Annotated in this window: 12 protein-coding genes; 4 read left to right on the top strand and 8 right to left on the bottom strand. The window is 59.5% G+C overall.

Translation table 11 applies throughout. From position 1 onward, the window contains the following. The first annotated feature begins 243 nt into the window (after positions 1-243). Entirely contained in the window at positions 244-1,320 is a 1,077-nt protein-coding gene (gene hppD / locus AB688_RS15315) for a 4-hydroxyphenylpyruvate dioxygenase (protein WP_063544992.1), read from the top strand. 16 nt (positions 1,321-1,336) lie between these two features. Here hppD and AB688_RS15310 read toward each other — a convergent pair whose 3' ends face one another. After that, positions 1,337-2,143 carry a CSS-motif domain-containing protein gene (locus AB688_RS15310; protein WP_162714401.1) on the bottom strand — a complete coding sequence of 269 codons (807 nt, stop codon included), beginning with the start codon at positions 2,141-2,143 and terminating at the stop codon, positions 1,337-1,339. A gap of 342 nt (positions 2,144-2,485) precedes the next feature. Here AB688_RS15310 and AB688_RS15305 point away from each other — a divergent pair, with 342 nt between their 5' ends. Continuing rightward, positions 2,486-4,555, top strand: coding sequence for a hybrid sensor histidine kinase/response regulator (locus AB688_RS15305; protein WP_063544991.1), 2,070 nt, complete (start codon positions 2,486-2,488; stop codon positions 4,553-4,555). Positions 4,556-4,561: 6 nt separating this feature from the next. Here AB688_RS15305 and AB688_RS15300 read toward each other — a convergent pair whose 3' ends face one another. Beyond that, a complete protein-coding gene (locus tag AB688_RS15300; protein ID WP_063544990.1) occupies positions 4,562-6,154 on the bottom strand; it encodes a response regulator in 1,593 nt (530 codons plus the stop codon). A 100-nt stretch (positions 6,155-6,254) separates the two neighbouring features. After that, the gene (locus tag AB688_RS15295; RefSeq protein ID WP_054890683.1) at positions 6,255-7,310 is read right to left on the bottom strand and encodes a HEAT repeat domain-containing protein; all 1,056 of its coding nucleotides are present in this window, start codon (positions 7,308-7,310) and stop codon (positions 6,255-6,257) included. Positions 7,311-7,505: 195 nt separating this feature from the next. Between AB688_RS15295 and AB688_RS15290 the strand changes: the two genes are divergently transcribed. Next, complete coding sequence (locus tag AB688_RS15290) at positions 7,506-8,375, top strand: pirin family protein (RefSeq protein ID WP_054890682.1); 870 nt, start codon at positions 7,506-7,508, stop codon at positions 8,373-8,375. 42 nt (positions 8,376-8,417) lie between these two features. Here the strand turns inward: AB688_RS15290 and AB688_RS15285 are convergent, their stop codons facing one another. Further along, entirely contained in the window at positions 8,418-8,645 is a 228-nt protein-coding gene (locus AB688_RS15285; protein WP_054890681.1) for a DUF6555 family protein, read from the bottom strand. Between the two features lie 322 nt (positions 8,646-8,967). Between AB688_RS15285 and AB688_RS15280 the strand changes: the two genes are divergently transcribed. Further along, on the top strand, positions 8,968-9,246 hold the full coding sequence (locus AB688_RS15280) for a DUF1652 domain-containing protein (RefSeq protein ID WP_054890680.1): 279 nt from the start codon (positions 8,968-8,970) through the stop codon (positions 9,244-9,246). A gap of 24 nt (positions 9,247-9,270) precedes the next feature. Here the strand turns inward: AB688_RS15280 and AB688_RS15275 are convergent, their stop codons facing one another. The 4 genes from AB688_RS15275 to AB688_RS15260 all read right to left on the bottom strand — a co-directional run bounded on the left by AB688_RS15275 (position 9,271) and on the right by AB688_RS15260 (position 12,314). Further along, positions 9,271-9,558, bottom strand: a complete 288-nt coding sequence (locus AB688_RS15275; RefSeq protein WP_063544989.1) for a hypothetical protein — start codon at positions 9,556-9,558, stop codon at positions 9,271-9,273. Positions 9,559-9,683: 125 nt separating this feature from the next. Continuing rightward, the gene (locus tag AB688_RS15270) at positions 9,684-10,520 is read right to left on the bottom strand and encodes an ABC transporter permease (RefSeq protein WP_063544988.1); all 837 of its coding nucleotides are present in this window, start codon (positions 10,518-10,520) and stop codon (positions 9,684-9,686) included. A 1-nt stretch (position 10,521) separates the two neighbouring features. Then, the gene (locus AB688_RS15265) at positions 10,522-11,307 is read right to left on the bottom strand and encodes an ABC transporter ATP-binding protein (protein ID WP_081255242.1); all 786 of its coding nucleotides are present in this window, start codon (positions 11,305-11,307) and stop codon (positions 10,522-10,524) included. Continuing rightward, positions 11,304-12,314, bottom strand: coding sequence for an ABC transporter substrate-binding protein (locus AB688_RS15260; RefSeq protein ID WP_063544986.1), 1,011 nt, complete (start codon positions 12,312-12,314; stop codon positions 11,304-11,306). The genes AB688_RS15265 and AB688_RS15260 overlap by 4 nt, the downstream gene beginning before the upstream one ends. Positions 12,315-12,363 lie beyond the last annotated feature (49 nt).

Raw genomic sequence — 12,363 nt, 5'->3', positions numbered from 1 at the left:
ACTAATGCGCGACAAAGGAAATTACGCACTGTAGAATCAGTTTACGAATACAAGAATAAGGTCTTTCCCTTCTGGAAAGCCGACCCAGCCGAGACCAGGTTCATATGGCATACCACGGGTTCAAGCTTCTCTATGGCGATTTCCTCTCCCGCAGCGTGAGGGGTATTCCCTGCTCACCACCTCGTCTGTCCGACATCCCAAGCGTTTGACACCGTTTTTTTTGCTGTAGATGAGGACACGAACATGGCTGATATCTTCGACAACCCGATGGGCCTGATGGGCTTTGAGTTCATCGAGTTCGCTTCGCCCACTCCTGGCGTGCTGGAACCGGTATTCCAGGCATTGGGCTTCACCAAGGTGGCCACTCACCGCTCCAAGGATGTCCACCTTTATCGCCAGGGTGGCATCAACCTGATCCTGAACAACGAGCCCAAGAGCATCGCTTCCTACTTTGCTGCCGAGCATGGTCCGTCCGTTTGCGGTATGGCATTCCGCGTGCGCAATGCGCATGAAGCCTATGCCCGCGCATTGGAGCTGGGGGCTCAGCCGGTGGAAATCGAAACGGGCCCGATGGAGCTGCGGCTGCCAGCGATCAAGGGCATCGGCGGTGCGCCGCTGTACCTGATTGATCGTTTCGAGGAAGGCAGCTCAATCTATGACATCGACTTCAACTTTATCGAAGGCGTTGACCGCAATCCGGCAGGCGCGGGGCTGAAGATCATCGATCACCTCACGCACAATGTCTACCGTGGGCGAATGAGCTATTGGGCAGGCTTTTACGAGAAGTTGTTCAACTTCCGCGAGATCCGCTATTTCGACATCAAGGGCGAGTACACCGGGCTGACCTCGCGCGCCATGACTGCGCCGGACGGCATGATCCGTATTCCGCTGAACGAGGAATCGTCCAAGGGCTCGGGCCAGATCGAAGAGTTCCTGATGCAGTTCAATGGAGAAGGTATTCAGCACGTGGCCTTTCTGACCGACGACCTGCTCAAGACCTGGGATGCTCTCAAGGCCATCGGCACGCGTTTCATGACCCCGCCGCCACAGACCTACTACGAGATGCTCGAAGAGCGTCTGCCGGGGCATGGCGAGCCCGTCGATCAGCTACAGGCTCGGGGTATTCTGCTCGATGGTGCGTCCGCGCCTGGCGACAAGCGCCTGTTGCTGCAGATCTTCTCGGAAACCCTGCTGGGGCCGGTATTCTTCGAGTTCATCCAGCGCAAGGGCGATGATGGCTTTGGCGAAGGTAATTTCAAGGCTCTGTTCGAGTCCATTGAGCGCGACCAGGTTCGGCGCGGCGTGCTTAACGTCGACTAGCCTTGTGAACAGGGTGTTACCGGTCAATGACCGGCAACACCCCTTTGACAGGGTATTGTTTACGCAAGAGGCTCCAAAGTACGAGCACCGAGGTGAACAGGCCGATGAGTACGAGGGAGGGCATGATATTTGTCCTGATATATTGTGACTCGCGCGCCGTAAAACCATCAGGATAACCCGCTCTGACGAGGTAACCGTATTTTTCCGATACGCCGCTCTGCGAGAACTCCGACAGCGAGGGGCGTACTTCGTTACGGCTGTCACCGTTGGCCGAGATGTAAAGGCCGCCAAACTCTAGTTCCAACACGACCCCGTCCTTGAAGCCGCGCAGTTCGTTGCGTAGCTCGAGCCCGTAGGTGCTGGCGATAACTGAATGGTTATTGGCGACCAGACGGTACTCCACGAGAATACCGTTGGGGATGGTCGGTGAATTCATGTTGAGTTGCAGGTATTCGCCCTTTGCGAAGTGAGGCGTGTACAAAGGCTTTGTGCCCAGGCTACTGCAAAATCCGATGTCGTTGCGGGTCAACACCAACGAGTGAATCCGCGGGTTACGCCTGGCCTGGTTCTCGAGTTCTTGTTGAACTTCACTGCATGGCTGGGTACTCAGTGGCTGCGCCTGCAGTGCCGCGCCATGTAGGCTATCGAGTACACGATCGATAGCGAACACGGCTTCTTCGATGGAAACCTTCGATTTTTTCTCAAGTTGTCTGTGCATTTGGTAGTCCATGACCACCAATCCCGAGATCACGGGGGTTGTGCCGATCAATACGGAGAGCATGAGATTGGTCACGCGGTGGTTCAGATACCTGGAAATGCTCATTGACTTCTCCCTATCGTTTTGATGAATGAAGAAGCTTGCTCTTGCGTATCGAGTGACGCTGTAAGTCATGTCGTGAATGGGTGGAGACAAACCACCCCTTGCCTGTGCGATTGATTACGGTTGATGGAGTCGCTAGATCACTTGCTCCTTGACCAGTGCCTTGAAAAAAGCCTGCTGGGCGATACAGGTGCAGGCTGATCAGCGCAATCGTCCTCGGGCTGTTCTCTATAGCGATGTGCTAGCCTTCAGGTATTTCATGATCTTCAGGAGTTGCCATGGATTCGGAAACCCTGCCAGCCAACGTGCTCATGCCACTTGGTGCCTTTGCCGGGAGCATTGTTCGTGGCTGCCGATGAACAGGCGCGAAAGGGCGCCACACAAGTCATACACCTGGTTTCGCCATCACCCTCGGTCGAGGTGCGCGCTGAACATCTTCTCCACTTCGATTGGGGCAGCACTCCGTTGGGCCCATTGTCGCAGTGGCCTCCCTCGCTACGTATCGCGGTGGATATCATGCTTTTGTCGCCCTTTCCCTGCGCACTGGCCTGGGGCAAGGAGCTGACTCTGATTCCCAGCCAGAGCTACCTGGCGTTGCTGGCTGACGACCAGCGCCAGGTAGGGAAAAGTTTTGATCAGCTGTGGCATGTTGAATGGGAGCGAATGGGCCCACGGGTCTTCCAGGCGCTGGAGGGGAGGGCCAGTTTTGTCGACGAGTCGCCCATCCAGGTGCGTTATCGTGAGAGCGGTGAACATGCCTGGTTCGCGTTCGGTTACGCCCCCGTGCGCGATGAGGAAGGTACGGTTGCCGGTTTTTTGCACACCGCGATCGATACCACTGCCAGCTTGGAGCAAATCCGCCAGTGGCGTGAACTGGCGCGGAGCTTCGAGCAGCAGATCGGGTGTCATCTACCCAACAGTGATCCTCTCTGGCGCCTGTCACGGGATGCGATGATCATCGTCAGCCGCGATCTCGAACTGCTGGCCGCGAACGACGCATGGCATCGGGTGCTGGGATGGGAACAGCAGTCACTGAACGCGATTGCGCTCGTCGATCTTGTGCATCCCGCTGATCGTGCGGAGGTTCGCCTGGCGATCAATGATCTGCTGATGGGCAAGGTGATCGAACAGGTGGAGTCGCGGCTCAGGCACAAGGATGGGTACTACCGTTGGATGAGTTGGAGTGCGCGGCCCGAGGGCGACGTGCTGATTGCAGTAGGGCGGGATATTACCGAGGAGCGCACCACGATCTTGCGCGAGGCCCAAAGCCTGCTGCGTGATAGCCAGCGAATGGAAACCGTTGGCCAATTGGCGGGCGGCATGGCGCATGAGATGAACAATCTATTGGCGGGCATTGGCGGTAGCCTCGAGTTGCTCCAGCGTCGCTTGGGCCAGGGACGCTTGGAGCGCATCGACGAGTACGTGCATGTGGCGCGCGAGTCGGTACAGCGTGCGATGGCGCTGACCCATCGGCTGCTGGCATTTTCCAGCAGCCAACCATTGCAACCGCGACTACTCGATGTGAACGGCCTGTTGCAAGATCTTGAGCCATTGATCCATCAGGCTCTCGGGCCAGAATTCGCATTGAACTGGCAACTGGACGTAGCGCCCTGGCCAGTGCAGGTCGATCCTGGGCAGTTGGAGGTTGCGATTCTCAACCTGTGTAGCAATGCCCAGGATGCGATGGTTGAAAGGGGCTGCTTGACTATTCGGACGGCCAACGAACGATTTGTGAACGGGGTGGAGCACGATGAAAGCATCCCTGCCGGGGATTATGTCGCCATTCACGTCCAGGATGATGGGCAGGGCATGCCGGCAGACGCGGTGAGCCGTGCTTTCGAGCCGTTCTTCACCACCAAGCCCAAAGGTCGTGGCGCCGGGCTTGGTCTGCCGATGATCTACGGATTTGCTCGCCAGTCTGGGGGTTATGTGTGGATCGAGTCGACGCCAGGGAAGGGTACTCAGGTCACACTCCTGTTCCCGCGCCACCCAGGCGAGCTGCCGAAAGTCAGTGAAGAGGGAGAGGTGCCTGCGTTGAAGCAGGGCCGGAGTGAGCGAATACTGTTGGTAGACGACGAGGGCAATTTACGGTCATTGATGAAGGAGGTGTTGGTAGAGCATGGCTTTGACGTCATCGAAGCCAGTGATTCCGGTATGGCGCTGGAGCACTATCGTGAGAGTGGTGTATTCGACCTGGTGATCACCGATATCGGTTTGCCAGGTGGTATGAGCGGACGCCAGGTGGGCAAGACGATTCGCCAGGCCAAACCCCTTCAGAAAATCCTGTTCATTACCGGATATACCGCGCAGCCTCTCGAACGCAGCCTTCTCGACCAGCCAGGCACCGCACTCATGCTCAAGCCGTTCTCGCTGCAAAGCCTCACAGTCCAGGTTCAGCGGATGCTCGAGCCCTGACTGCGATCATGCTTCCCCGAGCATCTGTGCCACGCGCTGGCTCAACTGGTTCAGCTCGAAGGGTTTGCAGATCAGTTGCATGCCAGGGGCGAGGAAGCCTTCGCGGGACATTGCCGTTTCCGCGTAACCGGTAATGAACAGGACAGGCAGGTTCGGTCGTAGTGTGCGAGCAATCTCGGCGAGCTGTCGACCATTCATGCCTGGCAGTCCGACATCGCTGATAAGCAGGGCGATGGGCTGTGGGGAACGCAGAAGGTGCAGCGCCTGCGTAGCGTTGCAGGCGCTTTGGCAGGGGAAGCCGTCATCACACAACGCCTGGCAGAGCAGCTCGCGCACTTCGCGATCGTCCTCGACGATCAACACCTCGCGGCAGTTCCCAGCCGTCGGCGTACTTGCAGCCTCCAAGGCCTGCGGCGGGATGCCCACGCAGCGCGGCAGGTAGAGATCCACCCGCGTGCCCCGGCCAATCTGGCTGTCCACCGTTACATGGCCGTGGGACTGCTTGCTGAACCCATAGACCATCGACAAGCCCAGACCTATGCCCTGGCCCACGGGCTTGGTACTGAAAAAGGGTTCGAAGGCATGTTCCAGGGTGCCTTGCGACATGCCCTGGCCAGTGTCGCTGATGGTCAGTTGCAGGTAGTCGCCGCTGCTCAAGCCAGCATCCTGGAACTGTGCAGCGTCGATGTGCTGGTTGCTGGCTTCGATAGACAGCCGCCCCCCGCTGGGCATGGCTTCCCGAGCGTTGAGCAGCAGGTTGTTCAACGATTCGCGTAACTGTTTGTCGTCTGCCTCGACTGGCCAGAGTTCATCCGACACGCGCAAGGACAGTTTCACCGAGCTGCCCAATATAGCCTGCAACCGCGCGGGCTGGAGCAGGGCATGCAGGTCCACCGCCTGACTCTGCAGCGATTGACGGGAAGAAAAGGCCAGCAGCCTGTGAGTCAGCGTCGCCCCGCGGGCTACGGCGTCTTGCCCCATGCGCAGGACTTTGTCGAGCCCTTCGGTGCGTCCTTGCTGCAGACGCCTGTCGATCAATTCGAAGCTACCGCCGATGCTGGTCAGCAGATTGTTGAAGTCATGGGCAACGCCGCCGGCCAAATGGCCGATAGCTTCCATCTTGCGAGTCTGGTGTCGGGCCTGGTCGCCAGTCTGTAGGCTTTCCAGGCGCTGGTGCAGCGCGCTCAACGCGTTGCGCGCCATGTACTGTCGACGCCGAGCGCGCAGAGCTTGGTTCGTCGTGCCCAGAAGTTGCTGTTCGTCGAAGGGGTAACTCAGGTACGAAAGATTACCCAACCCTTGCAACATCGACGCATTAACGGTCGTCGCATGGGTGTTGAGCAGCAATACCGGTAGGTCGGACCATTCGGGTTGACTATCGATGAACAGGTGCAGGGGTGACTGCGGGTCATCGGTCAAAGCCTGCGAGTCGACGATTACCACGGCGACACCCTCTGCCAGCCATAGGCCAAAGCGCTGCTTGTCGCTTGTACACAAGCATTCAATACCGCTGCCAGACAACAGTTTGGCGACGGTCGCTGCAACCTGCTCGGGTGCGAGGATCAGGGTGCGTTCGTCCAACGACAGCGAACCGGACAAGACGAATCTCCCAGGGCAGTGGCCTGGCCGGAAATGGCCGTGCGTTCAGCGTGCTACTACTCACTGGACCACCAGCGTTTTGTCGGGGTTCAAACGGGTTCTACAAACCTTGTTGCAAATAGGGATCGTCTGGGTTCTGTCGCTCTAGTTCGGCGAGCAAGACTTGTACATTCTGCAGCTGCCCGGTTTCCTTCCAGTAGCGAATCAGCAGTACCCGAGCTCGACGATTGGCAGGCTGGCGGTCGAGCAGGGTTTCCAGCTGTTTTTGTGCTGCTTCGACCTGTTCAAGGTCATGCAGGGTGACGGCCAACGTGTATCGGTAGTCGGCATTGTCCGGTTCCAGCTCCACGGCACGGGAAAAAGCCAGCAAGGCGTATTCCTGTTGATCATGGCGGGTGAGCCACAGGCCCAGTTCATATTGCAGAAACGCAGAGTCCGGGCGCAGCGCCAGGGCTTTGCCCAGCACCTCGCGGGAGGCGTCGTGCTGGCCTTGGCGCTCCAGCAGGCGTACCCGCGTTGCCAGCGCTTGCAGATCCTGCGGTGCCAGAGCAAGGCTGCGCTGAAGCGCCGCTTCGGCCTGCGGATAATCCTGCTCGTGAAGGTACAGGCGCGCCAGGTGGACTTGTGCCTCGGCATCGTCGGGTCGCTGTTCGAGTGCTTGTTGGTATTGCTCCAGGGCGGCCTGCAGCGGTCGGAAATACAGGCCGATGGCATCGGGGTCCAGACCCAGCAATGCATCCACCACGGCGAACCGTACGTTCTGGTCGTCATCCTCGAGCAGAGGGCCGAGGACCAGACTGCGTTGGGCTGGTGGCAGCAGGCGCCGGATGCTGGTGATCGCCGCACGGCGTACAAGGGGATCGCCGTGGTCGAGGTCCTGCTGGGCCAGTTTCAGCGCCTGGGGGGAGGGGTAGTGAGGGAGTTCGGCGTAGAGCGCAGCGCGCCGGATCGGCGGCAGGTCATTGCGTTGCAACTGTTGGTAGAGCACCCGGGCTGCCCCCGGAAGACCTTCGTGGGCCTGGCGCAGTGCCTTGGCATAGCTCTGCGGCGGCAGGCTGGAGGGCACCGGTTTCGGCGCGCGCCACAAATAACCGATCACCCCTGGGATCGCCAGGATGAGCAGCAGTGCGATCAGGTAGCGGCTACGTTTGGGCATTAGTGGTACCGGGGTCAGGAAGGGCTGAGCTTGGGGCAGCCGGCGGCTAAATGCAACGGGGCCGGGCAAGCCTTCGGATTGGAAGGTGCAAGGAAGGATTGTCCTGCATATGAGACAAATAAAGCTATTTTGCCCGCCTAATCCATCATTGTGTTCATCGGTAGAATACTTGCCAGCCAAGAGAGGAGATATCTCGTGAAAAAGATTCTGGGTATTCACCGTAGCCCTCACGCCCATTGGGTTGGGGATGGTTTCCCCGTGCGCAGCCTGTTCACTTACGATCAACTGGCACGCCATATCAGCCCGTTCCTGATGCTGGACTACGCTGGCCCTCACACGTTCCCGCCGACCAACGCCCGTCGCGGAGTCGGCCAGCATCCGCATCGCGGCTTCGAGACCGTGACCATTGTCTACCAGGGAGAACTCGAACACCGAGACTCCACCGGCGCCGGCGGCTTGATCGGCCCTGGCGACGTGCAGTGGATGACCGCGGCCAATGGCATCATCCATGAAGAATTCCATTCGCCGGCCTTTGCCCGCAGCGGTGGCGTGCTTGAGATGGTGCAGCTGTGGGTCAACTTGCCTGCCCGCGACAAACTGACTCCGGCGGGTTACCAGACGCTACTGGATGCTGAGATTCCCCGAGTAGCGCTAGGCGAGGGTATCGGCAGCCTGCGGGTGATCGCAGGCGATTACCGTGGACATCGGGGACCTGCCCGGACGTTCACGTCCATGGATGTGTGGGACGTGCGTTTGCAGGCTGGCGCAACGCTGCATTTGCCGATTGCGCTGGGGCGTAATGCCGCGCTGGTTGCACTGCGCGGGTCGATACGGGTTAACGACCAGCAGGACGTCAGCCCGGCCAGCCTGGTGTTGCTGGAGCGCGATGGCGAACATGCCAGCGTGACTGCACTGGAAGACGCCACCTTGTTGTTGCTCAGTGGCGAACCGATCGATGAGCCGATCGTTGGTTATGGCCCGTTCGTGATGAACTCCCAGGCTCAAATCGCCGAAGCATTCGACGACTTCCACGCAGGGCGTTTTGGGCAGATGGTGAAATCCTGAACGCACGTCATGCGGGGTATCTGGCGCTGCCACAAGCCAATTTCAGCCAGAGGCGCGCCAGCTCACCTCGCTGATGCCATAGCGCTCGGCCATGGGTCTACTGACTTTCTTGATCTTTTCTCGGCCATAGCGGCCGATTTTGCCGACGCCGGCATCGCAACTTGCCCAATGCCAGGCCTCGGCATTATCCATACGTTCGGCGCGAATGATGAACGACTTGTGCTCGCCGTGCAGCGCATAGTCGATCACGAACAGTTTTGCATCAATCATCGCTACCCGATTCCTCAGCGCAACGCGCAACACGACGGTCCATGGCTTGATGCTGTGAAATCGAGCCGGACGATAAAGTTTGCAACATCTTCGTCGCACACGACGAACGGTACTTTGCTGCCGTTTGTCGCATTGCCGAGGCAACCGATCGAACGAGCCATCGCGCCATGGTTCCACTCACTAGAGTGGATAAGGCTTTTGCGCGTTGGGCATTGCCTGGATGAATGGGCTGCCGCCGGGGACATGAGCACTATCAATTGGCGCTACACCTGCACAGTGTGTAGTCACAACAGAGGCAATCCGTTGAAGAGAGGGTCATGACATGTCGTTGATCGGCGTTTCGATGCTGGAAATGCGTCAGTTGATCGAGCAGGCCTGTCTGCCCGATCGTTGCGAAGTGAGTAGCCCCGATGGCGTCAGCCTGACCATTCGCCTGGGGCGTGGTGAGAGCCTGGAGGATGGCTACACCCTGACAGGCGTACCGCTGGATAGCCTTAACAGTTGTCGTGACCTGGTCGGTTTGGTCGGGCAATTGCGTGGCGCGCAACGAGTGGGGCATGCGCCTGACCTCAAGGTGACTGCCCAGAAGGCTTTCATATAGCCTGGTCCCGGGCGGCCGATCGCTTCACTGCAGCTCAAGCAGTAGATTCAAACCACCGTCGCCGCATTTGCCGCAGTCGCGCACTACCCCCCGATAACGGCGTCCCTGCCAGACGAAGGCAACGCTATGAGCACGTTCAACCTTGTCCGGAAGTGGCGGGTGAATGTGCAAACGCAGTGCAGGGTGCCCTTGCAAATTAAGCGCGGCCAGTTGGGCATGGCATTCGACACTCTGCGCCACTGGGCCGAACAGTGTGTCGCGAACATAGTCGAGCTGCAGGCAGGAGCTGGGCGCGCGGCCGGGCATCTTCATGGCTGTTGCCAGAACGGCCGGTGATGCCGGTGATCGTGCATACTCAAGGGCAATGACATGGCTAAGTCTCCGAAGGACGTAGGCATGTTGAGGGCGCCAGTCGGACTATGTTCCATTGGAATTTTCTACCAACGTCGCGGTTCATCATCCGACTGCTGGCGCCACGCTGACAGACGCCGCTCCAGCCTGGCGAGCAGGACATCGAAGAGCAGGGCGCAGCAGGTGAGAACGATGATGCCCGCCAGCACGGTGTTGACGTCGAAGGTGGCCTCGGCTTGCAGGATGAGGTAGCCAATTCCGCGTGTCGATCCCAGGTATTCACCGACCACGACCCCCACGAATGCCAGGCCGATGACAGTGTTCAGGCTGGAAAACACCCAACCCAGGGCGGCAGGCAGATAGACGATACGAATGAGTTGCCAGCGGTTGGCGCCAAGCAATCTTACGTTGGCCAACAGCGCAGGACTTACCTCGCGCACGCCCTGGTAGACGTTGAAGAAGACCGCAAAGAATACCAATGTGATGCCCAGCGCGACTTTCGAGGCGATGCCCAGCCCCAGCCACATCACCAACAAGGGCGCCAGCACCACCCTGGGGACCGCATTGGCAGCCTTGATGAACGGCGACAATACCCGCGCCAGCGTGGGCGTGAGCCCTAACCAGAGACCGAGTGCCAGGCCTGAGGTGAGCCCTAGCAAAAAGGCCAGGAGCGTTTCGGTCAGTGTGACCAGCAAGTGAGGGTAGAGCGTGCCGGGGAAGTTCAGCGTAGTCAGCAGATGATCCTGCCAATACAGCTCCAGCGAACCGTTGCCCGTGCTCAGCCAGCGCCAGAGTTGCTGCAAGACTGCGTGTGGGTGACCGACAAAGAACGCCAGCTCTTCGTCGGCAGCCAGCCATGACCAGAAGGAGAACAGTGCGAGCAGGAGGGCGGCGCGTAGTAGCCAGAGGGTGGTCCAGAACATGTCAGTCTCGGGCGATTGTAGTGGCGGGAGGCAGGTGCCCCAGCGTGTGCCATAGACGCTGGTACAGAGCTGCGGACTCGGGATTCTTGCGTAGTGACATCGTGTCACGTGGGCGTGGCAGGGGTATTCGAATGTCTTCGATGCACCGGGATGCAGGGCCGGCGTTGAAAACCAGTACGCGGTCGGCGAGGGTGATGGCTTCGTCGAGATCGTGGGTGACGAACAAGACCGACTTGCGTTGTTCGTCCCACAATTCGAGCAGCAATTGCTGCATGGCTTGACGTGTTTGGGCATCCAGTGCAGCGAAGGGCTCGTCCATGAGCAGCAGCGAAGTGTCGTGAATCAGCGCCTGGGCTAGGGCGACACGTTTGCGCATGCCGCCAGACAATTGGTGAGGGTAGCGATCGGGAACGTCGGTCAGCCCGACTTGCCTCAACCAACACGCGGCTTGTTGGTTGGCATGTTGCTTGTTCACGCCACGCAGTTGCAGGGGAAGGCTCACATTGTCGAGCGCTGTGCGCCACGGCAACAGCGCATCGTGTTGAAACATGTAGGAAGCGTGGTGGTTCAACCCGACCAAGGGCTTGCCATGGCAGCGGATCTGCCCGCTGTAGGCCGGTTTGAGGCCTGCGGCGAGGTCGAGCAGGGTCGACTTGCCGCAACCGGTAGGGCCCAATACGCAGACGAATTCACCTTCACGTACATTCAGGTCGACCCGTGCCAATGCCAGCAAGCGATCGTGACGCGCTTCCACGTCGAGCATTTCCAGAGCGAGTGTGGAGGTCATGGTTGCGTGGCTTGGTCAACGAACTGATTGGTCCATGTCGCCTGGAGGTTGATCTGGCGTTGGGCCATGACCGGGTCGAAACTCTGCAGCGCCTGCAAAGCGTTGCGCGCCCCCTCTGCAGGGAAGCGACCGTTCACGCTGAGGGATGGTTGGATGTTGCGAAACGCCTGGCGATAAAGCTCTGCGTCACCCATCAGGTAGGGTGTCGGCACTAGGTCGGCGACTTCCGCATCCGTGGCGTCGTGCAGCCAGGTCAGGGCCTTGAGCATGGCATTGGTCAGGGCTTGAACGGTCTGTGGGTTGTTCTGGATGTAGGTGCTTTTGGCATAGAGGGTGTTACCCGGCATGGGGCCGCCGAACAGCGCCGCGGTGCCGGCGGGAGTGCGCGCATCTGCGATCAGGCGGATCGCCTGTTGTTGCTCCAGCAGGCTGATCAAGGGTTCGGCGTTGACCAGCGCATCGATCTTGCCGCTCAGCATCGCCTGTACTGCTATCGCACCGGTGCCGACGGTGGCAAAGGCAACGTCCTCGGTGCTTAGCCCTCCCTTTGCCAGCACGCGGTTGGCGAGCATCTGGGTCGAGGAGCCGGGCGCGCTGATGCCGATGGTCTTGCCTCGCAAGTCTGCGATCGACCTGTAGTTCGCCAGGGTTCTGGAGGAGACGCCCATGGCGAGCTGCGGCCTCTCGCTTGCCAGCACGAAGGCCTGAAGTACCTGGCCGCGAGCCTGCAGGCGCAAGGTGTGCTCGTAGGCGCCACTGACCACCTGCACGGCATCGGCCACCAGCGCTTGTGCCGCCTTGCCGCCACCAGTGAAGTCGATGACCTTCACATCGAGACCTTCATCGCGGAAATAGCCCTGTTCCAGTGCGACGGTCAGCGGCAGGTTGTAGATGACGGCCTGGCCACCGACGCCCAGGTGGACAGGGGTCAGATCAGGGGGTTGCTCTTTGGCCGTGGCAGGGGCTGCAACCAGCAGCATGAAGCAACTGAGAACAAATGCGCGCATGGCACCTCCTTGTTGGCAAGGTCCACAGGGTAGGGCATCAAGTGTGGGT

The sequence above is a fragment of the Pseudomonas putida genome, from assembly GCF_001636055.1.
Classification (GTDB): domain Bacteria; phylum Pseudomonadota; class Gammaproteobacteria; order Pseudomonadales; family Pseudomonadaceae; genus Aquipseudomonas; species Aquipseudomonas machongensis.
The sequence above is the reverse complement of the archived record's forward strand: the minus strand, read 5'-3'. Positions and strand labels throughout refer to the sequence as shown.

Coding starts and splice junctions, on each gene's coding strand:
- AB688_RS15285 (WP_054890681.1), bottom strand. CDS start 8,645: ATGATTGATGCAAAACTGTTCGTGATCGACTATGCGCTGCACGGCGAG.
- AB688_RS15275 (WP_063544989.1), bottom strand. CDS start 9,558: ATGAAGATGCCCGGCCGCGCGCCCAGCTCCTGCCTGCAGCTCGACTAT.
- AB688_RS15270 (WP_063544988.1), bottom strand. CDS start 10,520: ATGTTCTGGACCACCCTCTGGCTACTACGCGCCGCCCTCCTGCTCGCA.
- AB688_RS15295 (WP_054890683.1), bottom strand. CDS start 7,310: ATGCCCAAACGTAGCCGCTACCTGATCGCACTGCTGCTCATCCTGGCG.
- AB688_RS15280 (WP_054890680.1), top strand. CDS start 8,968: ATGTCGTTGATCGGCGTTTCGATGCTGGAAATGCGTCAGTTGATCGAG.
- hppD (WP_063544992.1), top strand. CDS start 244: ATGGCTGATATCTTCGACAACCCGATGGGCCTGATGGGCTTTGAGTTC.
- AB688_RS15260 (WP_063544986.1), bottom strand. CDS start 12,314: ATGCGCGCATTTGTTCTCAGTTGCTTCATGCTGCTGGTTGCAGCCCCT.
- AB688_RS15310 (WP_162714401.1), bottom strand. CDS start 2,143: ATGAGCATTTCCAGGTATCTGAACCACCGCGTGACCAATCTCATGCTC.
- AB688_RS15265 (WP_081255242.1), bottom strand. CDS start 11,307: ATGACCTCCACACTCGCTCTGGAAATGCTCGACGTGGAAGCGCGTCAC.